Source organism: Nocardia sp. XZ_19_369 (genome assembly GCF_015355715.1).
Classification (GTDB): Bacteria; Actinomycetota; Actinomycetes; order Mycobacteriales; family Mycobacteriaceae; genus Nocardia.
In genome coordinates, this window is the sequence record NZ_JACVED010000001.1 from 353,543 (window position 1) to 377,386 (window position 23,844).

27 protein-coding genes are annotated in these 23,844 nt (G+C 68.1%); 15 read left to right on the top strand and 12 right to left on the bottom strand.

Annotated features, from left to right (window positions below):
- Positions 1 to 178: 178 nt before the first annotated feature.
- Positions 179 to 841 (top strand): hypothetical protein, encoded by a 663-nt coding sequence (locus IBX18_RS01635; RefSeq protein WP_194832008.1) that lies wholly within the window; start codon positions 179 to 181, stop codon positions 839 to 841.
- Between the two features lie 66 nt (positions 842 to 907).
- Here IBX18_RS01635 and IBX18_RS01640 read toward each other — a convergent pair whose 3' ends face one another.
- A complete protein-coding gene (locus tag IBX18_RS01640) occupies positions 908 to 2,140 on the bottom strand; it encodes an Ig-like domain-containing protein (protein ID WP_306796090.1) in 1,233 nt (410 codons plus the stop codon).
- A 67-nt stretch (positions 2,141 to 2,207) separates the two neighbouring features.
- On the bottom strand, positions 2,208 to 3,287 hold the full coding sequence (locus tag IBX18_RS01645; RefSeq protein WP_306796163.1) for a UDP-N-acetylmuramate dehydrogenase: 1,080 nt from the start codon (positions 3,285 to 3,287) through the stop codon (positions 2,208 to 2,210).
- Positions 3,288 to 3,326: 39 nt separating this feature from the next.
- Here IBX18_RS01645 and IBX18_RS01650 point away from each other — a divergent pair, with 39 nt between their 5' ends.
- The 3 genes from IBX18_RS01650 to IBX18_RS01660 all read left to right on the top strand — a co-directional run bounded on the left by IBX18_RS01650 (position 3,327) and on the right by IBX18_RS01660 (position 5,245).
- Positions 3,327 to 3,812 carry a DUF2505 domain-containing protein gene (locus IBX18_RS01650; protein ID WP_194832010.1) on the top strand — a complete coding sequence of 162 codons (486 nt, stop codon included), beginning with the start codon at positions 3,327 to 3,329 and terminating at the stop codon, positions 3,810 to 3,812.
- A gap of 123 nt (positions 3,813 to 3,935) precedes the next feature.
- Positions 3,936 to 4,457: a DUF2505 domain-containing protein gene (locus tag IBX18_RS01655; protein ID WP_194832011.1), complete on the top strand. Its 522-nt coding sequence runs from the start codon at positions 3,936 to 3,938 to the stop codon at positions 4,455 to 4,457.
- The gene (locus tag IBX18_RS01660) at positions 4,427 to 5,245 is read left to right on the top strand and encodes a class I SAM-dependent methyltransferase (RefSeq protein ID WP_306796091.1); all 819 of its coding nucleotides are present in this window, start codon (positions 4,427 to 4,429) and stop codon (positions 5,243 to 5,245) included. Before IBX18_RS01655 ends, IBX18_RS01660 begins: the two co-directional genes overlap by 31 nt.
- 60 nt (positions 5,246 to 5,305) lie before the next feature.
- Here the strand turns inward: IBX18_RS01660 and IBX18_RS01665 are convergent, their stop codons facing one another.
- Positions 5,306 to 5,914, bottom strand: coding sequence for a hypothetical protein (locus IBX18_RS01665; RefSeq protein WP_135233658.1), 609 nt, complete (start codon positions 5,912 to 5,914; stop codon positions 5,306 to 5,308).
- A 99-nt stretch (positions 5,915 to 6,013) separates the two neighbouring features.
- Here IBX18_RS01665 and IBX18_RS01670 point away from each other — a divergent pair, with 99 nt between their 5' ends.
- Positions 6,014 to 6,742 carry a DUF2993 domain-containing protein gene (locus tag IBX18_RS01670; protein WP_194832012.1) on the top strand — a complete coding sequence of 243 codons (729 nt, stop codon included), beginning with the start codon at positions 6,014 to 6,016 and terminating at the stop codon, positions 6,740 to 6,742.
- A 34-nt stretch (positions 6,743 to 6,776) separates the two neighbouring features.
- Here the strand turns inward: IBX18_RS01670 and deoC are convergent, their stop codons facing one another.
- A complete protein-coding gene (deoC, locus tag IBX18_RS01675; protein WP_194832013.1) occupies positions 6,777 to 7,445 on the bottom strand; it encodes a deoxyribose-phosphate aldolase in 669 nt (222 codons plus the stop codon).
- Positions 7,446 to 7,600: 155 nt separating this feature from the next.
- On the opposite strand from deoC, the gene IBX18_RS01680 reads away from it, so the two are divergent.
- Entirely contained in the window at positions 7,601 to 8,152 is a 552-nt protein-coding gene (locus IBX18_RS01680; RefSeq protein ID WP_194832014.1) for a GNAT family N-acetyltransferase, read from the top strand.
- A gap of 69 nt (positions 8,153 to 8,221) precedes the next feature.
- The gene (gene purU, locus IBX18_RS01685) at positions 8,222 to 9,112 is read left to right on the top strand and encodes a formyltetrahydrofolate deformylase (protein WP_194832015.1); all 891 of its coding nucleotides are present in this window, start codon (positions 8,222 to 8,224) and stop codon (positions 9,110 to 9,112) included.
- Positions 9,113 to 9,130: 18 nt separating this feature from the next.
- On the opposite strand, the gene IBX18_RS01690 is transcribed toward purU, so the two are convergent.
- From IBX18_RS01690 to IBX18_RS01710, 5 genes are all read right to left on the bottom strand, one after another.
- Positions 9,131 to 10,171, bottom strand: coding sequence for an alpha/beta fold hydrolase (locus IBX18_RS01690; protein WP_194832016.1), 1,041 nt, complete (start codon positions 10,169 to 10,171; stop codon positions 9,131 to 9,133).
- A 93-nt stretch (positions 10,172 to 10,264) separates the two neighbouring features.
- A complete protein-coding gene (locus IBX18_RS01695; RefSeq protein ID WP_107659603.1) occupies positions 10,265 to 10,570 on the bottom strand; it encodes a DUF2516 family protein in 306 nt (101 codons plus the stop codon).
- Between the two features lie 114 nt (positions 10,571 to 10,684).
- Positions 10,685 to 11,359, bottom strand: coding sequence for a heparin-binding hemagglutinin (locus IBX18_RS01700; protein WP_107659604.1), 675 nt, complete (start codon positions 11,357 to 11,359; stop codon positions 10,685 to 10,687).
- Positions 11,356 to 11,859: a helix-turn-helix domain-containing protein gene (locus tag IBX18_RS01705; RefSeq protein WP_107659605.1), complete on the bottom strand. Its 504-nt coding sequence runs from the start codon at positions 11,857 to 11,859 to the stop codon at positions 11,356 to 11,358. The genes IBX18_RS01700 and IBX18_RS01705 overlap by 4 nt, the downstream gene beginning before the upstream one ends.
- A gap of 104 nt (positions 11,860 to 11,963) precedes the next feature.
- Positions 11,964 to 13,298, bottom strand: a complete 1,335-nt coding sequence (locus IBX18_RS01710) for a DUF445 domain-containing protein (protein WP_186818796.1) — start codon at positions 13,296 to 13,298, stop codon at positions 11,964 to 11,966.
- Between the two features lie 202 nt (positions 13,299 to 13,500).
- Between IBX18_RS01710 and IBX18_RS01715 the strand changes: the two genes are divergently transcribed.
- From IBX18_RS01715 to IBX18_RS01735, 5 genes are all read left to right on the top strand, one after another.
- Positions 13,501 to 14,184 (top strand): TetR/AcrR family transcriptional regulator, encoded by a 684-nt coding sequence (locus IBX18_RS01715; RefSeq protein WP_107659606.1) that lies wholly within the window; start codon positions 13,501 to 13,503, stop codon positions 14,182 to 14,184.
- A 154-nt stretch (positions 14,185 to 14,338) separates the two neighbouring features.
- The gene (locus IBX18_RS01720) at positions 14,339 to 15,775 is read left to right on the top strand and encodes an AarF/ABC1/UbiB kinase family protein (RefSeq protein WP_194832017.1); all 1,437 of its coding nucleotides are present in this window, start codon (positions 14,339 to 14,341) and stop codon (positions 15,773 to 15,775) included.
- Positions 15,776 to 15,793: 18 nt separating this feature from the next.
- Positions 15,794 to 17,044: a trans-acting enoyl reductase family protein gene (locus tag IBX18_RS01725; protein ID WP_194832018.1), complete on the top strand. Its 1,251-nt coding sequence runs from the start codon at positions 15,794 to 15,796 to the stop codon at positions 17,042 to 17,044.
- Positions 17,045 to 17,078: 34 nt separating this feature from the next.
- Positions 17,079 to 17,711 carry a methyltransferase domain-containing protein gene (locus IBX18_RS01730; protein ID WP_194832019.1) on the top strand — a complete coding sequence of 211 codons (633 nt, stop codon included), beginning with the start codon at positions 17,079 to 17,081 and terminating at the stop codon, positions 17,709 to 17,711.
- Between the two features lie 236 nt (positions 17,712 to 17,947).
- Positions 17,948 to 19,030 carry a serine hydrolase gene (locus tag IBX18_RS01735; protein ID WP_194832020.1) on the top strand — a complete coding sequence of 361 codons (1,083 nt, stop codon included), beginning with the start codon at positions 17,948 to 17,950 and terminating at the stop codon, positions 19,028 to 19,030.
- A gap of 70 nt (positions 19,031 to 19,100) precedes the next feature.
- Here IBX18_RS01735 and IBX18_RS01740 read toward each other — a convergent pair whose 3' ends face one another.
- From IBX18_RS01740 to IBX18_RS01750, 3 genes are all read right to left on the bottom strand, one after another.
- Complete coding sequence (locus tag IBX18_RS01740; protein WP_194832783.1) at positions 19,101 to 19,658, bottom strand: hypothetical protein; 558 nt, start codon at positions 19,656 to 19,658, stop codon at positions 19,101 to 19,103.
- Between the two features lie 125 nt (positions 19,659 to 19,783).
- Positions 19,784 to 21,028 (bottom strand): serine hydrolase, encoded by a 1,245-nt coding sequence (locus IBX18_RS01745; RefSeq protein WP_194832021.1) that lies wholly within the window; start codon positions 21,026 to 21,028, stop codon positions 19,784 to 19,786.
- Between the two features lie 58 nt (positions 21,029 to 21,086).
- Positions 21,087 to 21,800: a GntR family transcriptional regulator gene (locus tag IBX18_RS01750; protein ID WP_194832022.1), complete on the bottom strand. Its 714-nt coding sequence runs from the start codon at positions 21,798 to 21,800 to the stop codon at positions 21,087 to 21,089.
- 196 nt (positions 21,801 to 21,996) lie between these two features.
- Here IBX18_RS01750 and IBX18_RS01755 point away from each other — a divergent pair, with 196 nt between their 5' ends.
- The 3 genes from IBX18_RS01755 to IBX18_RS01765 all read left to right on the top strand — a co-directional run bounded on the left by IBX18_RS01755 (position 21,997) and on the right by IBX18_RS01765 (position 23,834).
- Positions 21,997 to 22,389, top strand: coding sequence for a hypothetical protein (locus IBX18_RS01755; RefSeq protein WP_194832023.1), 393 nt, complete (start codon positions 21,997 to 21,999; stop codon positions 22,387 to 22,389).
- An 81-nt stretch (positions 22,390 to 22,470) separates the two neighbouring features.
- Positions 22,471 to 23,109, top strand: a complete 639-nt coding sequence (locus tag IBX18_RS01760) for a hypothetical protein (RefSeq protein ID WP_306796092.1) — start codon at positions 22,471 to 22,473, stop codon at positions 23,107 to 23,109.
- A 5-nt stretch (positions 23,110 to 23,114) separates the two neighbouring features.
- Positions 23,115 to 23,834 (top strand): ESX secretion-associated protein EspG, encoded by a 720-nt coding sequence (locus tag IBX18_RS01765; protein ID WP_228540251.1) that lies wholly within the window; start codon positions 23,115 to 23,117, stop codon positions 23,832 to 23,834.
- The last annotated feature ends 10 nt before the right edge of the window (positions 23,835 to 23,844 follow it).

Consider the following 23,844-nt stretch of genomic DNA (forward strand, 5'->3'; position numbering starts at 1 on the left):
GTGGCGGGCCGGGCGCGACCGGGGTCGCGGAGTTACCGCGATGGATCCACGCCAGCGGGATGCGGGTGCTGACGCGCTGAAGGTCGTAACGATCGGATGACTCCGCCATCCGTAGTCGTCCCAGTGCCGAATGTTGCACAGCGACGTACCCAGAGTGTCTACGGAAGGAAAGTTCTCCATGCACCGCGCCATCTCTCGGATCACCAGCTACTCCGCAGTGGCCATCGTTGTGGGGCTGCTGGCACCCGGCCCACTGTCCACCTTCGCTCACGCAGCTTCCCCTCCCCCTCCTCAACTCTGCACGAGCGAAGAGGAGCAGGACGTGGCGGCCAATGCCGCACGCTGTCATGCACAACGAGCCGCCAGCGCGCTCTATCGGACCCGCGAGGCAGTCGAATACGCCGAGAAACGCCAGGAAGACTCGGTGAAAGACAAAGAAGGCACGGCGTCGATTATCGAACAGATGAAGGGTTTGGTGCCGGCCGCAGAGAAATGGGCGAACAAAGCCAAGGAGAGCGCCGAGGCAAACAACGCGAAGAACGCGGCGCTGTCTGCTAGTTCAGCGGCCGGGGTCGCATTGAACGCGGCGAATAGCACAGCAGCACTGCTCGGCGGATACGGCAAGGTGCCGAACACTATGGGAGACACCGACCTTCCACCGATCTACTTCGGTCAGCACGGCAAAGCGGGGAGCGCTGCGGCGACCGCCTCCAGCTGGGCGGGTGCCGCATCCGATATTGTCCACAAATCTGGTCTGATGGCGGAGGCGAACGTCGCCGCTGACAAAGCCGAAACCGACGCCATCGCGGCCTACAAGGCTGCCGAATGGATCAACCCCTGACTGTGCTGAACGTCGGCGCCCCCATCGGATTCCGAGGGGGCGGAACCGGATCCGCCCGAGTCGAACCTACCGTGGCGGGCCGGGCGCGACCGGGGTCGCGGTGATGACCGAGGTAGAACCGTCCAAGGCGGACATGGTTTTCCAGGTGGCCCAGTCGATGGTCCAGTCGTACAGGTCACCATCGGCGGCCGAGAGCGGGATGGAGGTGCCGGTGACTTCGACCGGGTCGCCGTAGAGCGCGGTCCCGAAGTAGGCCTGCGCGTCGGCGGGCGAGAGGTTGATGCAGCCGTTCGTGACGTTCGAGGAACCCTGGGCGGACAAGGATTCCGGGTTGGCGTGGATGAATTCGCCGTTGTTGGAGATGCGTACGGCCCAGCGCTCGCGAACGTTGGTGTAGAACGGCGGGTTCGACATCATGAAGTCTTCGTACTTCTCGGTGACCACGTGCAACCCGGAGCGGGTGACATTGCGCGGCTCGTTGCCCTCGCCGTAACTGACCGCGAAATCGAAGATGGTCTGGCCGTCGCGCACCACCTGCATGCGGTGGCTCGGCGCGTTGGCCTTCACGATCTGGCTGCGGCCGATGCGGAAATCCGTTGTCAGGTCGGAGTATCCGTAGTTGCCGTCGCCGAGATCCAGGCCGTAGAGCTTGGCCGCGACGTGCACCGTGGTGCCGGGCGCCCAGTAATTCTTGGGGCGCCAATGCAATCGCGAGCCGTTGTCGTCGGGGAACCAGGCCCACGCGCCCTCGGTGGGCGGGTCGGTGGTGATGGTCATCGCCTTCTCCACCGCGGCCTTGTTCTGCACGGAAGCCTTGAACTGCAGGATGATCGGCGCGGCGATGCCGACCTCCTGGTTGTCGGCGATGTTGATGGTCGCCGGGACGGTGTTCTTCGGCGCGAGCGTGCTGAACGTGCCGTCGATCGGGATCGGCTTGCGATCGGTGCCGACCGCGGTGCCGGACCAGGTGTAGGTGGCGTCGTAGCCGAGCGGCTCGGTGATGGTGTAAGCGCGCTTGTCCGGGGAGAATTCACCGGCGACCTGTTTACCGTTGGCGTTGGTCAACGCCACCTGGTCGATCGTGCCGTCGGTGACGGTGACCGAGACGGGTGCCGTCGGGTTGACCTTCTTGGCGTTGTTCTCCGGTGCCAGGGCGACCTTGGCGACGGGGCCCGCTTCGCGGGAGGAGTTGCTGTTACCGCCGCTGCCGGTGCTGCATCCGGCCACCAAGGCGACCACGACGAGCAGCACGGCCGATACCGCGGCGACCGGTCTACGGATCACTGGACGCTTGCTCACCACATCGAATTTACGCGGGCAAACTCGTTCGATTGACTACCGAAAGGTGTGGTGTCCGTTTCACCGGCTACCACGTCACGCCGACGGTGACCGGTTCGGGCTCGAGCTGGATGCCGAATCGCTCGGCCACCCCATCGCGCACCGTCCTGGCCAATTCCACCAGATCGGCGGCGGTCGCGGCCCCGCGATTCGTCAGCGCGAGCGTGTGTTTCGTGGACAACCGGGCGGGTGCGTCGGGGGCCGGGAAGCCCTTGGCGAAACCGGCGCGTTCGATGAGCCAGCCCGCCGAGAATTTGACCCCGTCCGGCGCCGGATAGGTCGGCACAGTGACATCACCCACATGCGCCGAGATCGCGGCGCGCACCTCGGGCACGCGATCCTCGGGCACGACCGGGTTGGTGAAGAAGGAGCCTGCGCTCCAGGTGTCGTGATCGGCGGGGTCGAGGACCATGCCCTTGCCCGCGCGCAGGCGCAGCACGGCCTCGCGGACCTGGGCGGCCGGGCGGGATTCCCCGTTCGCGGCGCCGAGCACGGTCGCGAGCTCGCCGAACCGCAGCGGCACGCTCGCACCGCTCGGGTCGAGGGCGAACTCGACCGCGAGCACCAGTGCGTCGTCGCGGTGCTTGAGCACGCTGGTGCGATAACCGAACCCGAGCTCGTCGGGCTCGACCCAGCGGATCGCGCCGCTATGGCGGTCGAGCAGCTGCACCCGGCGCAGCAGGCTCGCCACCTCCGCGCCGTACGCGCCGACGTTCTGCACCGGCGTCGCCCCGGCCGAACCCGGAATTCCGGACAGGCACTCGAGGCCACCGAGCCCCGCGGCGACGGTCGCCGCGACGACCGCGTCCCAATTCGCGCCCGCCTCGGCCCGCACACCGTCGGTACCGAGCTCGACGCCCTCGGTCGCCACCCGCACCACCACGCCGTCGAAACCGTCGTCGCTGATCAGCAGGTTGGAACCGCCCGCGATGAGCAGCACCGGGATACCCGCCGTATCCAGTGCGCGTACCGTCGCCACCAGCGATTCGGTGCTCGCGCACTCGGCGACGGTGGCCGGACCACCGACCCGCAGCGTGGTCAGCTCGGCAAGCGGCACCGATTCGCGGATCCGGGCGCCGGTGGCGGCCAGCACATCCGACGGCACCACACGTGAAGTTCGCACAGGCAGACGGTAGCGTGTCCGACCATGGCTACACCGCTGGCGTACACGGCCCGCTACTCGCATCCCGCTGCCGCCGTGCGCGCGGCGTTCGCGAACGACCAGTACTGGAAAGACCGCGTCGCCGAGGTCGGCGGGCCGAATGCCCGGCTCGACTCGGTGAGCGTGCAGGGCGACCAGATCCGCGTCCAGCTGGTGCAGGCCATCGCCGCGGAGCTGCTGCCCGCCGCGATCACCGCGGTCCGCCCCGGCGACCTGATCATCCCCCGCGTGGAGAACTGGACCGGCGACGCCGCCACCTTCCAGGCGACCGTCGAGGGCGCGCCCGCCGAGGTGCGCGGCACCATCACGCTGCGGGAGGACGGCGCGGGCTCGACCGCCGCCGCCAACGGCACCATCGAGGTGAAGATCCCGCTGTTCGGCGGCAAGATCGAGGCCGCGATCGCCGAGCACCTGACCGAGGTGCTGAAGAACGAGGAAGAGTTCACCAACACCTGGCTCGACACGCACTGACACGCGGAGAATCAGCCCTTCGGAGCGGGAAGTTGTTGCGACAGCACACTTCCCGCTCACCTTTTTTGTGGACCGTACCGCCGAGCGAGGCCGGGGCCGCGCCACCCAGTAATCTCTGGATCCATGGCCCGTCGATTGGATTACTCCGCGCGCTACCCGTTGCACACCACCAAGGAGCTGTACGCGGCGCTGTCGAACCGCGACTACTGGGACGCGCGGATGGCCGAGATGCGGAAGTACTCGCCGGGCAATGAAGTGGCGCACCTGGAGGCCGGTGACGGCGGCATCGACGTCGAACTGCACCACATCCTGCCGCGCGACATGCTGCCCGAGATCGCCCAGGCCGTGATGCGCAAGGACATGGTGATCACCCGCAAGGAGAGCTACGGGCCGTTCGGCGCCGAGGAGATCACCGGCAAATACTCGGCCTCGATCCCGGCCGGGCCCGGCAGCCTCGGCGGCACCATCCGCCTGTTCCCCACCGACACCGGCTGCACCATGCGCTTCTCCTCGGAGGCGAAGGTGTTCATCCCGATGGTCGGGCCGCGGCTCGAGCAGTTGATGCTGGTGAACCTGATCGACCTGTTCCGGGCCGAAGCCGAGTTCACCGTGCAGTGGCTCGACGACCACCACCCGACCCGCTGACCAAACCCCTAGGCTCCATCACCCGCGGCACCACCGGCGTCAACCGGCTACGCCGCAGCGATCGCTGGTTGACCCATGACGAATCGGTGGTGGCGCGGCTGCGCGCGGCGACCGATCCCCTGGTCGTCGATCTCGGTTACGGGGCCAGCCCGTGGACCACCCTGGAATTGGCGGCACGGCTGCGGACCGTGCGGCCGGAGGTCCGGGTCGTCGGCCTCGAGATCGATCCGGCCCGGGTGGTGCCCGGTCGCGACGGCGTCACCTTCGCCCGTGGCGGGTTCGAATTGGCCGGGCTGCGACCGGTTCTGGTGCGCGCGTTCAACGTGCTGCGGCAATATCCGGAATCGGCGGTGCCCGAGGCCTGGTCGACCATCCTGTCCAATCTCGCCCCCGGCGGCCTGCTGATCGATGGCACCTGCGACGAACTGGGCCGCCGCTGCGCCTGGGTACTGCTGGACCGCACCGGCCCGCAATCGCTCACCCTCGCCTGGGATCCGTTCACCGTCGCCCAGCCCTCCGACATCGCCGAGCGGCTACCGAAAGCCTTGATTCACCGCAACATTCCGGGCGAACGAATCCACACCCTGCTCACCGCCGCTGACCGAGCCTGGGCCCGCGCCGCACCCCTGGCCCCCTTCGGCCCCCGCATCCGCTGGCGTGCTGCCGCCGAATCACTACGGCAGGAAGGGTTTCCACTGCGGACCTACCGTCGCCGCATGCGCGACTGCGTGCTTTCCGTGCCGTGGGATACCGTCGCGCCGAAACTCGAACCACCCCGGGCACTCTGAGCTACAGCAGCCGGTGCACATTCTGACTTACTCTGCACCGCTGCTGTTTTCGTGCGTCGGCTACGCGCTTGCCAGTGCTCGATAGACCCTGGCGGCCGCGCGCGGTGTCAGTCCCGCACCGGCCGTGCGGATTTCGTCGCTCGCGCAGCGGTTGATCGCGACCGCGTCGGCGACCACCTCGTCGAGTGCGGACTGGCCGATGTCCGCCTCGGCCAGATCGAGCACTGTACGCAGCGGTGTTGTCACCAAGAACGGGCCCGCCGACTCGATTTCGGTGCCGATCAGTGAGCGGCGCAGCACCACCAGTCGCGGAGTCACCGGCGGGCGGCCCGAACCCACCGACAGGTGCAGGAAGCGGGGGCGTAGTCGGCCGATGCCGTGCAGTTCGGCCGCGCTGTGATGGGAGACCGCCGCGGCACCGTCGAACCAGGCGGCCCACATGGCGTATTCGTCGAGCGGACCAGCAGGCCATTCGGATAGTCGGAGCAACCCGACCCCCGCCCGGGTCACCGAGCCGTCACCGAGCGCGATCCGCACCCGCGCCTCACACCGGGTGCGCACCACCTGCCGGGTGGTGAAGAAACCCGCGTGGCGACCGGCCAATCGCCGCAGCACACGCCAGCCGTGTTCCGCGGAACCGAGGGCCCGGCCCGCCGCCTCGCCAGCCATGTGCCTAAGGCTACGCTCGAATCCTGTGTCACATGTCACATTCGAACCCCTCATCGCCCCCTCAGAGACGGCACAGAAACGTCGGGAAGAATCAGCCGCATGAGTACGCAGCCAAGGCCCACCAAGACGATCACCCGGCGAGCCCTGCTGATCGCCCTGACCGTGGTAGCGATCCTGCTGGCCACGGCCTTGGCCGGCGGCGAGGCGTACGCCAGGCACACCGTCTCCCAGTGCATCAGTACGCAATTCGAGAAGGAGATGGGCTCGAAGATCGATGTCGGCTTCGGCGCCAAACCGATGCTGATCACCTGGATCGACGGCAAGGTGCCGACGGTGAAGGTGGACAGCGACGACACCAAGTTCGGCCCCGCGGTCGGCATGGTGGTGCACGCCGAGTTCCACGGCGTCGAGGTGACCGACAACGGTCGTGGCGGCGGCGTGATCGGCAGTTCGTCGGCCGATGTCAGCTGGCACAACGACGGCATCCGGCAGACGCTCGGCGGCCTGGTCAGCGGCGTGCGCTCGTCGGCGGCCTCGGACATGCTCACCCTGGATGTGCTCGGCGGGCTGGCCCAGTTGCAGGTCAAGCCGGTGATCAAGGGCGGGGTGATCGAGGTGGAGACGATGTCGGCGCAGTTGCTCGGCATGGGCCTGCCCACCGATCTGGTGCAGGGCATCGTCGAGGTGTTCACCAAGAGCCTGCAGAGCTACCCGTACCACATGGCGCCGACCGAGGTGAAGGTGACCGACGACGGTATCGCGGTCAAGCTCGCGGGCGGTCGCGCCGAGCTGCCCGCCGCCGAGAACGCGAACGCCACCTGCGCCTGATCGCTTGCGCCGCACCAACTAACGGGAGGACGGCTCAGGCCGGGAACCCGTCGAGCACCTCGCGCGACTTCGACAACCCGAGCCGCGTCGCGCCCGCCGCGATCAGGTCCGCCGCGGCCTCGGCGGTGCGGATACCGCCGCTCGCCTTGACCCCGAGCCGCCCGCCCACGGTCGCCGCCATCAGCTCGACCGCGTGCACGCTGGCGCCGCCCGCGGGGTGAAAACCGGTGGAGGTCTTCACGAAATTCGCGCCCGCGCGCTCGGCGACCCGGCAGACCTCGACGATCGCGGCGTCCGGCAGCGCGGCCGCCTCGATGATCACCTTGAGCACCGCACGGTCGCCGATCGCCTCGCGCACCGTGACGATGTCGGAGAGCACCGCGTTGTAGTCGCCGGCCAGTGCCGCGCCGACGTCGATGACCATGTCCACCTCGGTCGCGCCCTGGTCCACCGCGAGCCGGGCCTCGGCGCCCTTGACCAGCGAATGGTGTTTGCCGGACGGGAATCCGGCGACGGTCGCGACCACCAGCCCCTGCGCGCGCACCGGCAGCATCGACGGGGACACGCAGATCGCCAGCACCCCCAGTTCGCGGGCTTCGTAGATCAACGCGGCGACGTCGTCGGGGGTCGCCCCCGGCGCCAGCAGTGTGTGATCGATCATGGCGGCCACTTCGGCCCTGGTGAGTGACGCGGAACTTGCCATGAGCTGAGAGTCTGGCACACCGGTGGCGAATTCCGTTGCGCGCCTGGCGACACTCCCGCACACTCGTACAGGTGACAGATCGCCGGTAGTGACGCAGCGGTCGACTGATTAACGTGTGCGGATGGGCCCCTACTTGTTCGGGAGGAGACGACACCGTGCTGATCCGTCGCGAGCGCGCCGACGACATCGCCGAGATCGCCGCCGTCCATCGCAGCGCGTTCGGTCCGCTTCAGGCGGACGGCGACCGTACCGGCGAACCATCTGAGAACGACGGGGCCGAGCCGCCCGAGGTCGATCTGGTCGCCCGGCTGCGCAGCGACCCCGGCTGGATCCCGACCCTCTCGATGGTGGCGGTGGAGTACAAAACCGTCATCGGACATGTCTGCCTCACCCGGGCCGCCGTCGGCCCCTTCCCCGTCCTCGCGCTGGGCCCGATCGGTGTCGTCGCCGAACACCAGCACAGCGGTGTCGGCTCCGCACTCATGCACGCGGCCCTCGGCGCCGCCGACGCCCTCGACGAACCACTCGTCTGCCTGCTCGGCCACCTCGACTACTACCCGCAATTCGGCTTCGTCCCGGCGGCCCGCCTCGGCATCACCCCCGACGTCCCCGCCTGGATATCGCACTTCCAGGTCCGCCCGCTCAGCGCCTACGACCCTCGCATCACGGGCGAATTCCACTACCCTGAGCCGTTTTACGATCTCTGACCGCTACCCCGCCGGATCCCAGCAAACCTCCTGCTCTCCTGTCCAGGCTGACCTGGAAGGATGAGCGTCATGAGTTCCGCTCCACTCGCCCTGGACGATCGACGCTTCGTGCTGACGCTCGGCTGCCCCGACCGTCCCGGCATCATCGCCCGGATCACCACCTTCATCGCCGAGTTCGGCGGGTCGATCGTGGAGGCGGGCTATCACTCCGACGCCGACAGCGGCTGGTTCTTCACCCGGCAGGCGATCAAGGCGGCGACGGTGCCGTTCGGTCTCGCGGAACTGCGCGACCGATTCGCGACGGTGGCCGCCGAGCTGGGGCCGGAGACGGAATGGCAGCTGCTCGACTCCGGCGCACGCCGCCGCGCGGTGCTGCTGGTCAGTAAGGACGGGCACTGCCTGCACGACCTGCTCGGGCGCGCCGCCAGCGGTGAGTTGCCCGCGACGATCGAGGCGGTGATCGGCAACCACCCCGATCTGGCCGGAATGTCCGACGCTCACGGGGTGAAGTTCCATCACGTGCCGTTCCCGAAGGACCCGGCCGACCGCGGGCCCGCCTTCGCCGAACTACAGGCGCTGGTCGACTCGCACCACCCGGACGCGGTGGTGCTCGCCCGTTTCATGCAGGTGCTGCCGCCGGAACTGTGCGCGCACTGGGCAGGCCGGGCGATCAATATCCACCACAGCTTCCTGCCCTCGTTCGTCGGCGCCCGCCCGTACCACCAGGCGTTCGCGCGCGGCGTGAAGCTGATCGGCGCCACCTGCCACTACGTCACCGCGGAGCTGGATGCGGGCCCGATCATCGAGCAGGACGTGAGCCGCATCGACCACGCCGACGACGTGCTCGACATGGTCCGGCAGGGCCGCGACATCGAACGCGTCGTGCTCGCGCGTGGCCTGCGCTGGCATCTGGAGGGCCGGGTGCTCGTGCACGGCCGCCGCACGGTCGTGTTCACCTGACCGCGCGCAGCCGAGGAATCAGCCCGCGATCTCGGCGCGCCGGGGGCGTACCGATTCGAGGACGCGCGCCAGTTCCTCGTTGAACTGTTCGTAGGCCTCGGTATTGCCGAGATGCCCGGTCGGCAGCTCGGTGAAGCGCGCCAGATGGCCGGTCTCCCTGAGTATTTCCGCGATCCGCTCGGAATGCACCACGGGCGTCATGTCATCGAACGATCCGGCGATCACCGTGGTGGGCACCACCAGGTTTCGCGCACCCTCGCCGACGTTCATATCGGCGAGCAGCCTGCCGAATCTGGCCCGCACCATGGCCGGACACGACCGCACGATGGCCATGCTGAAGTCGAGCAGGTCGCCCTTGGCCTTGGTGGTCATGATCGACCGCGCGAACAGCCACCGCACCGGCGCGATCGGCGGGAAGACGAGCGGGGCGCCGAGCCCGAGGCGCCCGAACAGGAACGGCAGCGGCACCTTCAGCTCCAGCAGCCGCATCGGCCGGTTCAGCAGCGGCACCACGGTGGTCTCGAAAACCAGCCGATCGGGCGCGGTATTGGTGAGCAGCACGGCGAGCGCCTGCTCGGCGACGTGCTCGGGGTAGCGCGCGGCCCACGCCTGCAGCGTCATGCCACCCAGGCTGTGGCCGACCAGCACGGCCCGCTGGCCGGGGCGCAGCGATGCGGTGAGCACGGCATCCAGGTCGTCGGCGAGCAGCTCCATGCTCAGCATGCTGGTGCCGTATTCGCTCTCGCCGTGGCCGCGCTGATCGTAGGCGACCACGCGGTACTCGCCGGCGAAGGCGTTGATCTGGGCGTTCCAGTATTCGATGCAGCAGGTCCAGCCGTGCACCAGCACGATCACCGGGCGGTCGGCGGGGCCGTAGGAGTGGACGCGGAGCCGGACACCGTCGCGGGTGGTCACCGGGATCACCTCGGGCACGACGGTGGGCGGGTTGAACGCCGTGGTCGCGTAGGTACGGGACCGCAGGTTCGCGCGGTGTGCGTCGAGCAACCCCCGAAGCTGACCCGGGAAGTTCACCAACGCAGTCGGCAGCTTGGCACGCATCGGACACTCCTTTGTGTTACTGCTCGATACAGTAACTCCGATTCATGCCGCTAGCTAGTGCTAGCACCGCAAAAGTTATCGAGTATTCGTCGATTACCAGCGTGGACCCCGCTGAACTTCGTCCACCTTCGGCCGAACATCGGCCAGGTAGATGCCGGTGGCGATGATGGCGATGAAGGAGAGCAGCCCGAGACCCGCGGGCGAGAGCAGGAGCAGCAGCACCGCGACCCCGAGGATCGCCAGCCAGATCGGCTTGGTCAGTTTGTCCACCGCGGTAAACGCGTCCGGACGCTGCCGCACGGCATGAATCAGCGCAAAGATCGTCGCGCCTAGCGCCGCCAGCCACAGCACGAGCAGGATCATCCCGGTCAATCCGTGCACCATATTCACCTCACCCATCATACGAGCAACGCCCCCGCACACCAGAGTGTGCGGGGGCGTTGCTCGGTCGAACTCCAATACCGTTGCGGCCCTTACGAATCAACGCTCGGAACGCACGGCGTATCGGTCAGCTCATGCCTTCTTGGGCGCGGCCTTCTTCGCGGGAGCCTTCTTGGCCGGGGCGGCCTTCTTGGCGGCGGGGGCGGCAGGCGCTGCGGGCGCGGCAGGCGCACCGTTCTCCTCGGGGGCCGGGGTGGTCTCGGTGGTCACCGTGACGACCTCGGCGTCGACGACCGGCGCGGGCGCCTCGCCCTCGACCTTGGCCGGGCGGCCGAGCAGGCCGTTGACCCGGCCCAGCACGTCCTCCGCGCGGGTGGCGGCGTCCTTGTACAGCGTCTCGACGCGCTCGATCTGCTCCTCGACCAGGTGGTTGGCGCGCAGCCGCTCCACGGTCTCCTCGCCGCGCACGGCGAGATCGGCGTAGATGTCGAGCACCTGGTGGTAGTACTTGTCGGCCAGCGTGCGCAGTTCCTCGGGGGTGAACTTCTCGCGCAGCTCGGCGAGGTCCTCCGGCAGTTCCGAGGGCAGTCCGGCGAGCCGCTCGCGCAGCGTCTCGAACTGGGCCTGCACATCGGCGGGCACGTTGGCGAAGCGCTCGCGGGCCTCGTCGACCCGGGCGGAGACGTCGGTCGAGGCGGCGCGCTCACGCACCTGGGTGACGACATCGGTCACGACGGCGTAGATGGCGTCGCCCGCACCGACGGTAGCGAGCAGCGGCTTGGTCACGGTCGGGTTCTTCTCGGTCATGTTTCTTCGTTCTCCTGGCGTGGCGGAGTTTCGGTTGGTGTGCGCGGAACGACGCTGTCCCCATCCCCCCCGGGCTCGTTCCCTCCGTTTTCCCGGCGAAACGATTCATAGATTTCGAGCAGCACCTGCTTTTGCCGTTCGCTGATCGACGTATCGGCGAGCAGGGCATCCCGGACCGGGCTGTGTGGCCGCTGTTCGAGATAGCCGGCCCGGACGTACAACACCTCCGAAGACACCCGCAGTGCCTTGGCGATCTGCGCGAGTACCTCGGCGGATGGATTGCGCAATCCGCGCTCGATCTGGCTGAGGTACGGATTGCTCACTCCCGCAAGGGTGGCGAGCTGACGCAGCGAGACTTGCGCGGCCTCTCGCTGTGCCCTGATGAAGCCTCCGATGTCGTGCGCCGCGTTCACCACGCGGGCCGCTTTTTCTCCGACGCCGGCCGATTGCTCGGCCGAACTATCGGTGTACTCGGCGGAAACCTCGGGCTGGTCTGCCATCACTCACCTTCTGGCGGTTGTACGAGTTCAATTCTAGGGCAGGGTGCTAACTATTGCAAGCAGTCTGCTAGCACCCTCTCGGCAAACATTCGGCGCGCTGCTGCTCAGCCGCCGAACATCAACTGCGAGATCGTGTAAATCGCCAGGCCCGCAAGCGAACCGACGACCGTTCCGTTGATGCGGATGAATTGCAGATCACGCCCGACCTGCAATTCGATCTTCTTACTTGCCTCGTCCGCATCCCACCTGGCAACCGTATCGGTGACCAGGGTGCTGATCTCCCCGGCATAGTTCTCCACGAGATACCTTGCCCCCCGGTCGATCCAGCCGTCCACCTTCGCGCGCATGTCGGCGTCGTCGCGCAGCCGCTCGCCGAGTTGCTGCACGTTCTCGCCGACCTTACGCCGCAATGTGCTGTTCGGGTCGTCGGCCGATTCCAAGATCAAACGTTTGGCCGCGCGCCAGGTTGCCTCGGCCATCCCGGTGATTTCCTCGCGGCCCATGATCTGCGCCTTGATCCGCTCGGCCTTCTTGATCATCGCGTCGTCGTGCTGCAGATCGTCGGCGAATTCCTCGAGAAAGCGATTCGCCGCGAGCCGCACCTCGTGCTCGGGATTGGACCGGACCTTCCAGGTGAACTCGACCAGCTCCCGGTAGATCCGTTCGGACAACAGAATGTTGACGAATTTCGGCGCCCACTGCGGTGCGTCGCGCAAGACGATGCGGTCGATCGTCTCCTGCGAACCCAGCGCCCACTGGTGCGCGCGCTCGGCGAGCAGGTCGATCAGCGCGAGCTGCCGGTTGTCGGCGAGCAACTCCGCGAGCACCCGGCCGATCGGCGGACCCCAGAGCGGTTCGGCGATCCGCTTCACGATCGTCTGGTCGATGATCTGCTCGACGTCCTCGTCGCGCAGCGCTCCGACCACCGCGCGCAGCAGCGTGGAGCTCTCCTCGGCCACCCGGGCGGCATGGCCGGGATCGGCCATCCACCGGCCGACCCGCCAGGAGATCTGCGCCGAGGTCACCTTGGCCGAAACGACCTCGGGCGCCAGGAAGTTGGTGCCGACGAAGGTGCCGAGGCTCTCGCCGAGCTGGTCCTTCTTCTTGCGGATGATCGCGGTGTGCGGGATGGGCAGGCCGAGCGGATGCCGGAACAGCGCGGTCACCGCGAACCAGTCGGCCAGCGCGCCGACCATGCCCGCCTCGGACGCGGCGCGCACATAGTCCACCCACCCGTCGCTGCCGCGCGATTCCAGCCAGCGACAGAACAGGTAGATCGCCGTCGCCACGGCGAGCAGTCCGGTGGCCAGTGCCTTCATCCGCCAGAGGTCGCGGCGTTTGCTTTCCTCGTCGAGGACCGCGGCGAAGCCGAACGGGGCGGCCGCCGCGGGCGCCGGGGGCGTTTCCAGGACCGCGATGTTGCCGGGAGCTTTCTCCATGGCTCCATTCTGCTGTGCCGGACGGCGGGCTGGCCTGAGGCGCGGAAGATGTGCAACCTGTCGCATCCCGACCCAAACGCGCATATCACCAGCGACCGGGACATAAGCTGGAGGCGAACGGAGAATCCGACTAACAAGGGAGCCCACGCTGTCCACCGATGACCTTGTCGACGTCGGCGAGATCGCCGACCGACCGGCGGCGGTGCGCACCGGCCGACAGGATGGCCGCAAACGCCGATGGCGCCAGCACAAGATCGACCGCCGCGAGGAACTCGTCGACGGCACTCTTGCCGCTGTTCGAGCACGCGGCTCCAATGCCGGCATGGACGAGATCGCCGCCGAGATCGGCGTCTCCAAAACCGTCCTCTACCGGTACTTCTCCGATAAGAACGACCTGGTCCACGCGACCATGCAGCGGTTCATCGAGACCACCCTGATGCCACGGGTCTACGGCGCGATCAGCCTCGACGCGGACGAATATCAGCTGGTCCGTTCGGCACTGGGCGAGTACGTCGGCACGGTCGACGAGGACCCCGAGGTCTATCGGTTCATCATGGGCAACGGCTCGGCCGATCAGTCCTCGCTCGCCGAATTCGAGAAACTCTTCGCCGAGGTGGTCGCCGCGGTGATCATCGATCGCGCGACCGCGAAGGGCATCCAGACCGAGGGCGCGATGCTCTGGTCCTATGTCCTGGTCGGTGGCATCCAGCTGGCTACGCACTGGTGGACCACCAACAAGACGATGTCGCGCGAACAGGTGATCGACTACCTGACCATGATGGCCTGGAGTGCGATCGACGGGATGGCGCGTGCCAACGGCTCGCGCGAGGTGTTCAACGCGCAGCCGCACGTGCTCCCGACACCCGGTGCGAACTCGGCGAACTGATCAATCGCCCGACTTCCGGGGTGCTAGCTGGGGTGCTAGCAAAAGTGTGACGACGGGCTCGACTTTGCCGCGAGGTTGGCTACTCTGAACCCGAGCGGTGCGCCCCGTGGGCCACGTCACCGCCCCGCGCACTGGCACCAATGGAGGTACCTCGATGGCGAAGCAAGTACCGACCTCTCGGCTTGCTCGTGGCACCAAGCTAGGTGCCGTCGCAGCCAGCTCGGTGATTCGCACGCAACGCGCGCGGCTGTCGATGCGGGGTAGATCCGAGGCCGTGCGCGCGAAGATGGCCGAGGAGTCCATGATTCGCACCACCGAGCAGGTGGTCATGGTGCTCGGCACCATGAAGGGCGTGGCCATGAAGCTCGGGCAGATGATGTCCGTGCTGGATATGGACCTGGTGCCGGAGGCGCATCGCGAGCGGTTCCAGAAGCGGCTCGCGGTGCTGCGCAATGCCGCGCCGTCGGTGTCGTTCGAGTCGATGCGCCAGGTGATCGAGGACGATTTCGGCCAGCCGCTGAACAAGATCTTCGCCGAGTTCGAGGCCGAGCCGATCGCGGCCGCCTCGATCGGCCAGGTCTATCGGGGCACGCTGCACGACGGCAGGCGGGTCGCGGTGAAGGTGCAGTACCCGGGCATCGACGCCGCGGTGCGCGCGGACCTGAAGAACCTGGCCATGTTCCGCCGGGTGCTGCAATCGGCGATGCCGTGGGTGACCCCGGCCGTGCTCGACGAGCTGCGGCTCAACATGGAGAGCGAACTCGACTACCAGGCCGAGGCCAACACCCAGTTGCAGATCGCCGAGCTCTACGCCGGGCATCCGTTCATCGTGGTGCCCCGGTCGATGCCGGAGCTCAGCACCACCCGCGTGCTGGTCAGCGAGTACGTGGCGGGCAAGGGCTTCGAGGAGATCCGGCAGCTGCCGGACGCGCAGCGCGACCGGATCGGCGAGATCATCTACCGCTTCTACGTCGGTTCGCTGTTCACCTTCAACGAGTTCTGCGGCGACCCGCACCCGGGCAACGTGCTGCTCGCCGAGGACGGCAAGGTCGGCTTCCTCGACTTCGGCCTGTTCAACCGGATGGACCCCGAGCACGTGCAGTTCGAGCTGACCTGCCTGCGCGCGGCCGCCGAAGACCGCGCCGAAGACCTGCGGGAGTTGATGATCGAGCGCGGCGTGATCGACTCGCCGGACGAGATCGGCGCCGAGGAATGTCTGGAATACGTGCTCGCCGCCTCCGAATGGTGTCTGATCGACGAGGACCTGACGATCACTCCGGAGCTGGCCAGCGGCGCGTTCCTGCTCGCCGTCGATCCGCGAGCCAGCGAGTTCGCCGGGATGAAACAGCAGAACCTGCCGCCGGAGCACCTGTTCTCCCGCCGGGCCGATTTCCTCACCTTCGGCATGCTCGGCCAGCTCGGCTGCACCGCGAACTGGCATCAGATCTCCCGTGAATGGCTCTACGACGAGCCCCCCGTCACCGAGCTCGGCAAGGCCCATCACGCCTGGCTGGCCGAGCATCCGCCGGCCGCGCCGAAGAAGCCGCGCGCCAAGGCGAAGAAAGTCCCGAAGCCCAGCACCGATGCCTGACCCGCAGAACGGAAAAACATGGCAGACACACGCGAATTCGACATCGTCCTCTTCGGCGCGACGGGTTTCGTAGGCAAGCTCACCGCGGAGTACCTGCTCACCGCCGCACCGGAATCCGCGCGCATCGCGCTGGCCGGCCGCTCGCTGGACAAGCTCACCAAGGTCCGCACCGAGCTCGGCCCGGTGGCCGCGGACTGGGGACTGGTGGTGGCCGACTCGACCGACGAGGCCGCGCTCGCCGCGCTGGCCGCGCGGACCAAGGTGGTCGTCACCACGGTCGGCCCGTACCTGCGCTACGGCTTGCCGCTGGTCGCCGCCTGCGCGAAGGCAGGCACGCACTACGCCGATCTCACCGGTGAGCCGCTGTTCATCCGGGACGCGATCGACGAGTACCACGAGCAGGCCGTCGCGACCGGCGCGAAGATCGTGAATTCCTGTGGGTACGACTCGATTCCGTCGGATCTGAGCGTGTATCAGCTGTACCGGCGCTCGCTCGCGGACAACACCGGCGAGCTGGAGGAGACCACGCTGGTCGCCTCGCTCAAGGGTGGCGTCAGCGGCGGCACCATCGACTCGGGCCGGGCCATGATGGAGGCCATCGCCGCCGACCCGCGCAAGGGTTCGGTGCTGTCGCACCCGTACTCGCTGAGCCCGGACAAGTCGATGGATCCCGACGTCGGCCGCCAGTCCGACCAGGCGCTCTCGCGCGCCAGCGCCATCGACCCGAGCCTGGACGGCTGGGTGAGCACGTTCGTCATGGCCGCGCACAACACCAAGATCGTGCGCCGGACCAACGGCCTGCTCGGCTGGGTGTACGGCAAGAACTTCCGCTACCGCGAGGTGATGAACGCGGGCACCTCGGCCGCCGCACCGCTGGTGGCCGCGGGAATGGCGGGCGGCATCGTCGCGACCATGGCCGCGGGCGCGGTGCTGTCCCGGGTGGCGGTCGGGCGCAAGCTGCTCGACCGGGTGCTGCCGAAGCCGGGCACCGGTCCGAGCGAGAAAGCCCGCGAGAGTGGGTGGTTCGCCATGAAGACGTTCACCCGCACCTCCTCGGGCGCGAAGTACGTGGCGACCTTCTCGGGTAAGGGCGACCCCGGCTACAAGGCGACGGCGGTGCTGCTCGGCGAAAGCGGGCTGTGCCTGGCGTTCGACACCGACAAGCAACCCGAGCTGGCAGGCGTCCTCACGCCTGGCGCCGCGATGGGCGACGCGCTCACCGAGCGGCTGCGCGCGGCGGGGATGACCATCGAGGTCGCGCGGGCCTGAAGACAGCGCGGTGGACGAATGCAGGAGTGATCGGTTGAACCTGGCACGGCGCACCATGAACCATCCGGCGCTGGCCGCGGTGTACGAGCGGGCATGGCGACCCACGCTGTTCTATCTGGCCAGCGGGCGCAGCACGGCCTCGGATCGCCGCGATGCCGTGCGCACGCTGCGGCTCGACGGTGCGCAGAAGGTGCTCGATATCGCCTGCGGGCCCGGCAATTTCACCCGCCACCTGAGCAAGGCGTTGACCGGTGACGGCTTCGCCGTCGGCCTCGACTATTCCGAGCCGATGCTCGCCAGGGCCGTTACCGACAACGCGGGCCCGCGCGTCGGTTATCTGCGCGGCGATGCCCGGGTGCTCCCGTTCGCCGACGGCACGTTCGACGCGGTGTGCTGCTTCGGCGCGCTCTATCTGATCCCCGACCCGCTCGCCGCCACCCGCGAGATGCTGCGCGTGCTCGCGCCGGGCGGGCGGATCGCCATCACCACCAGCTACCGCGCGGACAATCCGTTCGGGCAGGTCAGCCGGGTGGTCGGCGGGTGGAGCGGGTTGCGCGTCTTCGACACCAGGACGTTCCCGGACCTCTTCGCCGAGGCGGGGCTGGTGGATATCGAGCAGGACGTGCACCGGCTGCTGCAGTACGTCAGCGCCACCAGGCCTGCGTGAACGGGTAGACGCAACACCGGACTGGATTACGCGAGTCGGAAACGATCTTCGGCTCGCCGGGGATACCTCTAGTGTCCATCCAGAACGTAGTTGTGCCGCCAACATTCGCCGTGGTGTCACCCTCGCCGGTGCGTGAACGCGATTTCGGGGCCGTGAGGAGAGCAGGCGACGAAATCGGAGAACTGGTGCGGCATTTGCTGGTTGTGGCGGCCTGCGTTGTGACAGTGGCGGTTTCGATGGTGACCGGGGCGCCGGTAGCGGTCGCCGATCCGGGTTCGCCCACCGAACAGCTGCAAGCGGAGCTCGATCAATTGGTGCTGGCCCTCGGTGTCCCGGGCGCTCAGTTGGTAGTCGGCGGTGCCGGCCTGAGCACCGAACTCGACAGTGGCGCTGGGAATCTGGTTACCGGCGGCGCTTTCCCGGATAACGCGCAAGTGCGGATCGCCAGCAACACCAAGACTTTCGTGGCCACGGTGCTGTTGCAACTGGCTGCGGAACAGCGGGTGCAGTTGGATGCGCCGGTGGAGCAATACCTGCCGGGCGTGGTCGCCGGACCCGGCGGCGACGGAAATCTGATCACCGTGCGAGATCTGTTGCAGCACACCAGCGGAATACCGGATTACCTGCCGCAGTTGAGTCTTGCCTCCGTCGCCGAATTGCAGACACCGCGGTCACCGGCAGAATTGATCCGGCTCGGTCTCGACCAGCCCGCCGAATTCGCGCCTGGCTCGAGTACCGGCTACTCCAATACCGGGTTTCTGCTGGCGGGCGAATTGATCCACCGGCTGACAGGTCAGCCGGTGGGCCTGGAGGTGACCCGGCGGATCATTCTCCCGCTCGGTCTCCGCGACACCTATTGGCCATTGTTCCCATTGGAGAACGTCATCCGGCAGCCACACCCGCGCGGCTATCAGGAGTTCGACGGCGTGCTGGTCGACATCACCGATATCGATCCCGGCTGGGGCCTGTCCGACGGCGCGATGGTTTCTACCGGGGCCGATCTGAATCGGTTCTTCATGGCCTTGTTGTCCGGTGAACTGCTCCCGCCCGCGCAGCTGGCCGATATGCAACGCACCGTCGAATCCGGCGATCCGTTCCGCGACGACGATTTCGGGCTCGGCCTGTTCCGCCGGGTCAACGCCTGTGGCCTCGACAGCTGGAGCCACGGCGGCGCGATGACCGGCTTCGTCGTCGTCAATGCCGCGACGGCGGATCGCGCGGTCACCCTCAGCATGAACCAGTTCCCCGACCCGGTCACCACTTTCCTGCACCGGGCCGCCATGAACAACGTCATCGACGCCGCCCTCTGCACCGGTTGACCGGCCTTGCCCATCGACCCGCCCGCGCGGTTTCCTGCGCTACGGGTCGATGGGCGCGAAGTTTCGAGGTTCAGCTGCCCGCGCTGCCGGTGGACGGGCGTGCGCGACGCAGTTCGCAGGCCACCCGGTCGGCGTCCGGCCGGTCCTCGCCGGAGCGGGCGCAGCCCTGCGCGGTGTAGCCGTGCACGTCGTAGCCCTGTCGGTCGTAACCCCACCTGTCGAAGCCCCAGCGGTCGTAACCCCACCGGTCGTAGCCCCAGACGTCGTAGCCGTCCGGACCGTAGGGATCTTCCGGCTCAGCGGGTTTCGGGTGTGGCGGGGTCGTGACGGGCGGTTCGGTGACCGGCGGCTTGGTGGTGACCGGTGGTGTGGTCGTCACCGGCGGGGTCGTGGTCACCGGCGGCGCGGTGGTCACCGGCGGCACGGTGGTGACCGGCGGCGCGGTCGTCACGGGCGGCACCGTGGTCACCGGCGCGATGGTGGCGGGTGCGGTGGTAGCCGGGGTTTGATCAGGGGTTGCGAATGCCGGTATGACAAGCGCGGCGGGAGCGAGCGCCACCGTCCCGGCGACGGCGGCCAGCAGCACCGACTGCCGAACGGTGCGCGAACTTCTCCTCCACTGCGACATGGTTGACCTCCAACTCGAGATGAGCGCGCTCACCGCACCCGAGTCCCCTATCGGTCGAATGTCCAGATTTGCTACACCGCAGCGACTTTCGCGCCGACCCTACTTTCCGGGGCTTGTGGATCCGATTACCACCAGCTCGGCCGGTCGCTCAGCCCGACACGGTCGGAGACCTGCGCGACCAGCTGCCACGGCCGCTGCGTGTCGGTGGTCGCCTTGCCGCTGGTCAGGATTGCCCCGGCCAGCCCGCGGGCCGGGTCGGCCCAGCCGTACTGGGTGGTCAGTCCGCTGCGGCCGAAGTGGGTCCGGGTGTTGCGCCCGAACTTCGATTTCCGTCCGCCCAGTTCGAATCCGGCCCGGCTCACCCGCCCGGCCAGCCCGGGCATGCGGTCGGCCGGTTGGATCGCGTCGCGCAGCGTGCTTTCCCGCATGACCCGCACGCCGTCGAGTTCGCCGCCGCGCGCGAGGATTTCGTAGAAGCGGGACAGTTCGACGGCGGTGGTGACGAGATTGCCCGACGGGAGTTCGGCGGTGAGGAAGGTCCGGGTCGCGGATTCCGAGACCGCGCCGCCCATCCCGCCGCCGAGTGCTTTGCGCGCCAGGTATTTCGAGATGCGCGAGGGTCCCGGCCCGGTTTTCACGCCGGCCACGACTTTGCCGACGTCCTCGGGTCGGACGCCGAAGTTGTTCCAGCGGAATCCCAGTGGGTCCAGCACCTGCTCGGCGAGGTGTTCGCGCATGCGTTTTCCGGTCGCCCGCTGCACGAGCAGCCGTTGGATCAGCCCGCTGGTGAGCGCGTGGTAGATCCGGAATCGCCCGGGCGGCCAACTGGGGACCAGATCGGCCAAGCCTTGCGCGGCCAATTCCTCGTCGACGACCAATTCGAACCCCTTGTAGGGCGGCGTCACGAACGGCACGCCTGCCGAATGCGACAGCACGTGGCCGATGGTGATCCGCTCCTTGCGATTGGCCGCGAACTCGGGAATGTAGGTGCACACCGGGTCTTCGAGCCGAAATGCGCCCTGCTCCACCAGCATGAACATCAGCGCCGCGGAAACTCCTTTCGCGGTGGAGAACCCGCAGAACGGGGTCTCCGGCGTCGCGAGCACCTGCACCGCGTCCGGTCCGTCGCCCGGCGCATTCCCCCAGCCGTGCCCGATGGCCCGGTTCAACACGATCTTCCCGTTGCGCCGCAGGCACACCTGAATCGCGGGCGTCGTGCCCAGTCGATACCAGTCCTGCACCGACTTCCACAGCGCGTCGACGTCGGCCGCGGCCAACGCGGCCGCCGCGGGATCGTCCTCGTCGCCGACCGTGGTCACCGAGTCCAGATCCTCGGCCACCGTCACCAACGTGCCAGGGAGTGTGCTCATTCGCCCAGCATATCGACCATTCGGCGGCATTCCGGATCGGTCCGCGCGGGCGCGGCGCTCAGCTCGGCAGCCATCTCGCCTGCGGATGGACGATCTCGTCGAGCTGGAGCACGGCGTCGTCCGCGGCGTGCAGCGTCAGCTGACAGACCAGCACGGCGGCGGGCCTGGCCAACCCGAGCACGCGCCGCTCGTCGGCGGTGGCGAGCCGGGCGCCGACCCGGTCGCGCAGGTAGGCGACCCGCAGGCCGGTCACCGATTCGAGATAACGCAGGGTGCCGCCGGGCAGGCGTTCGGTCCGCAACAACAGGGGCGCGGCTTCGGCGAGCGCGCCGTCGAACCAGGACGTCGCAAGCTCGCTGCCACCGGATCCGTTGCCGGTCAATCGCTTTCGCATGATCGCCGGGCCGCCGCTCGGCAGTGCCAGCACCTCGGCGACCGGGGCAGGCGCGGCGACGAGGGCGGCCGCCAGCACGGCCACCGACTCGTCCTCGGCATACGCCGAACCGTAGCGCGGCACTTGCTCGCGCAGCACCGGACCACCGGGCCGGTCGGCCACATAGGTTCCGGAGCCGCGCCGGGACTCCACTATTCCCTGCTGCCGCAACGTATTCAGCGCCTTGGCCGCGGTCGGCCTGGCCACCTGCCATTGGGCGGCGAGTTCACGTTCGGAGGGCACCTCGGCACCCGGCGCGAGCTCACCGCGCTCGATGCGATCGCGGAGGTACTCCGATATCCGCAGATATTTCGGCAGTACTTCATCGATTTCGGGCACCGGCCGCCTCTCTGCGCACACCGCCTCCGGCCGCCGCAGGCCGGACGAAGAATGCAACAATCGTGCCCCACATCACAGGCACAGCGCGAGACCAAGCCGGTCCCCAGAGGGGTTACCGCCCGGTAGAGTGCCCATCCAGTACGGCACTGCGCCAATGGACCGAACAGCCAGTGGACCGAACAGAGGGGGTTCCCAGATGGCGGTACCGGACACCGGACAGGGGACGGCGAGGCAACTGTACGCGGCGGCCACCGGCGCGAATGGGGATCGGCCCTTCGAGCTGGCCACCGACGTCGCCGAGAATCTCGCCGCCGCGTGCGACCAGCTCGTCGAGGACCTGCACCGGGCCATGACCACCGGGCAGCTGGTGACAGAGGTGACCGGATTTCCGAATCTGCCGAGCGGCCAAGGCCTTACCCGCGGCTTCAGCGGCAAGGGCAGGCAGTACCTCGATACGCTCGCCGCCTTCCAGGAGACGGCGCTGCTGTTCAAGGCCGCGTACCTGGCAGCGGGCAAGAAGTTCGCCGACGCCGAAGCCGCGCACAAGGCCGCCCTGGACCTGGTCGCCGAACACTTAGAGGCACGATGAACCATCCTCGCGTCGGGCCGCAGACGTGCTCCGGCATCACACCGGGCCCGGCCGGGCACCGAGCGGGCTGAGAGGATCGCCGTGGCAGACTCCGCCGCCCGCGCGGCCGCCGAGCACATCCGCCAGGAACTGGCCGGATTACGCTCCGGCACAACCGATCCCGCGTACGCGCCGGAGCGGGAACGATTCGGCTCCTACAGCCACCAGGAGATCTGGGACCTCGTCCACGAAGCGCTCGACCCGGCCGCGCTCGGCCACGCATCGGCGGTGTGGCAGTCGAACGCGGACGCGATAGCCGAAGCGTTCCAAGCCTTTTCCGACACCGCCAACCGGGAATTCGCCCGCTGGTCGGGCCGCGCCGCCGATGCCGCGTTACGGGCCACCCGGCAATTCGTCCTGGCCGGTACCGACGCCCACGACGTCTGCCGGGCGGTCGCGCGCTTACTCGAGCTGAATTGCGACGCCGCGCAAGCAATTCGGGCCGCCATCCCACCGCCCGTGCCGTATCGGCCGCTGGATGATCCGGCCGCCGAAGCCGTGTACGGCGGCAAGCGGCGCATGGCGCACGACAGCGCGGCGGCCGATATCGAGGCCGATGTCCGGGACACGATGACCTACGTCTACGCCCCGACCATGCCCGCCTCCGGAAATCACGTGCCGCGCTTCACCCCACCACCCGAGGGGCCACTGCCCGCGGGCGATGGGGGCGCCGCACAGTGAAATGGGTGCTCACCCCGGACGAGTTCTCACATGTCTGGGAAAACGAAACCAGCCTCGACCGCAGGCCCTACCCGGTCAACATGGTGCCCGCGGCCACCGTGCGCACCGAATCCGAGTACGCCGCACTGCGTTTGCCGCAGCGCTTCGCCCGCCAGGCCGACCCCGACCTGGCCGCCGCCCTCATGCTGTGCGGGCGCTCCGACGCGACCACCATCACCGTCGCCGGCGAGCGGAACACGCCCCCGCGCAACGGCTCCGGCGCCGACACCGAGCGCATCCTCGCCTTCGCCGCGGTGGTGCACAACCACGCGGGCATCCTGGTCGCCACCCCGGAGAAGGTGACCGTGCTGATGTGCCACGCCCGGGCGGTCGGCGAGCGCCTGGTGCAGATCATCGGCTCGGCCCCGGTCGGCAAGCTCGCCGCCATGCGGGAGCCGCAGGACGCGGTGCTGAGCCCGGACCGCACCGAACCGTTCGTCACCAACGGCCATCGCGGCGCCGCCCGATTCCGGCAGACGCTGCGCAAGCCGGTGGACGGACGCGGCTTCCTGACCGTCACCGTGGAACCCGACAATCCGATGTCGCCGCCGACGCGCCACCGCACCTGGCTCGATTTCACCGGCGACGGTCGCTACCTGCTGACCACGTCGCAGGACCTCATCCTCACCCCGGTCTCCGATGAGGACTTCGCGGCCCAGCTGATCGGGCTCGCGCACATCCGCTGAGGCGAGGACC

What these genes read in the sequence shown, in the direction of transcription:
- IBX18_RS01635 (WP_194832008.1), top strand. Translation starts at nt 179, where the DNA reads ATGCACCGCGCCATCTCTCGGATCACCAGCTACTCCGCAGTGGCCATC.
- IBX18_RS01650 (WP_194832010.1), top strand. Translation starts at nt 3,327, where the DNA reads ATGGCTACACCGCTGGCGTACACGGCCCGCTACTCGCATCCCGCTGCC.
- IBX18_RS01655 (WP_194832011.1), top strand. Translation starts at nt 3,936, where the DNA reads ATGGCCCGTCGATTGGATTACTCCGCGCGCTACCCGTTGCACACCACC.
- IBX18_RS01665 (WP_135233658.1), bottom strand. Translation starts at nt 5,914, where the DNA reads ATGGCTGGCGAGGCGGCGGGCCGGGCCCTCGGTTCCGCGGAACACGGC.
- IBX18_RS01670 (WP_194832012.1), top strand. Translation starts at nt 6,014, where the DNA reads ATGAGTACGCAGCCAAGGCCCACCAAGACGATCACCCGGCGAGCCCTG.
- deoC (WP_194832013.1), bottom strand. Translation starts at nt 7,445, where the DNA reads ATGGCAAGTTCCGCGTCACTCACCAGGGCCGAAGTGGCCGCCATGATC.
- purU (WP_194832015.1), top strand. Translation starts at nt 8,222, where the DNA reads ATGAGTTCCGCTCCACTCGCCCTGGACGATCGACGCTTCGTGCTGACG.
- IBX18_RS01690 (WP_194832016.1), bottom strand. Translation starts at nt 10,171, where the DNA reads ATGCGTGCCAAGCTGCCGACTGCGTTGGTGAACTTCCCGGGTCAGCTT.
- IBX18_RS01695 (WP_107659603.1), bottom strand. Translation starts at nt 10,570, where the DNA reads ATGGGTGAGGTGAATATGGTGCACGGATTGACCGGGATGATCCTGCTC.
- IBX18_RS01700 (WP_107659604.1), bottom strand. Translation starts at nt 11,359, where the DNA reads ATGACCGAGAAGAACCCGACCGTGACCAAGCCGCTGCTCGCTACCGTC.
- IBX18_RS01705 (WP_107659605.1), bottom strand. Translation starts at nt 11,859, where the DNA reads ATGGCAGACCAGCCCGAGGTTTCCGCCGAGTACACCGATAGTTCGGCC.
- IBX18_RS01710 (WP_186818796.1), bottom strand. Translation starts at nt 13,298, where the DNA reads ATGGAGAAAGCTCCCGGCAACATCGCGGTCCTGGAAACGCCCCCGGCG.
- IBX18_RS01720 (WP_194832017.1), top strand. Translation starts at nt 14,339, where the DNA reads ATGGCGAAGCAAGTACCGACCTCTCGGCTTGCTCGTGGCACCAAGCTA.
- IBX18_RS01725 (WP_194832018.1), top strand. Translation starts at nt 15,794, where the DNA reads ATGGCAGACACACGCGAATTCGACATCGTCCTCTTCGGCGCGACGGGT.
- IBX18_RS01735 (WP_194832020.1), top strand. Translation starts at nt 17,948, where the DNA reads ATGGTGACCGGGGCGCCGGTAGCGGTCGCCGATCCGGGTTCGCCCACC.
- IBX18_RS01740 (WP_194832783.1), bottom strand. Translation starts at nt 19,658, where the DNA reads ATGTCGCAGTGGAGGAGAAGTTCGCGCACCGTTCGGCAGTCGGTGCTG.
- IBX18_RS01745 (WP_194832021.1), bottom strand. Translation starts at nt 21,028, where the DNA reads ATGAGCACACTCCCTGGCACGTTGGTGACGGTGGCCGAGGATCTGGAC.
- IBX18_RS01755 (WP_194832023.1), top strand. Translation starts at nt 21,997, where the DNA reads ATGGCGGTACCGGACACCGGACAGGGGACGGCGAGGCAACTGTACGCG.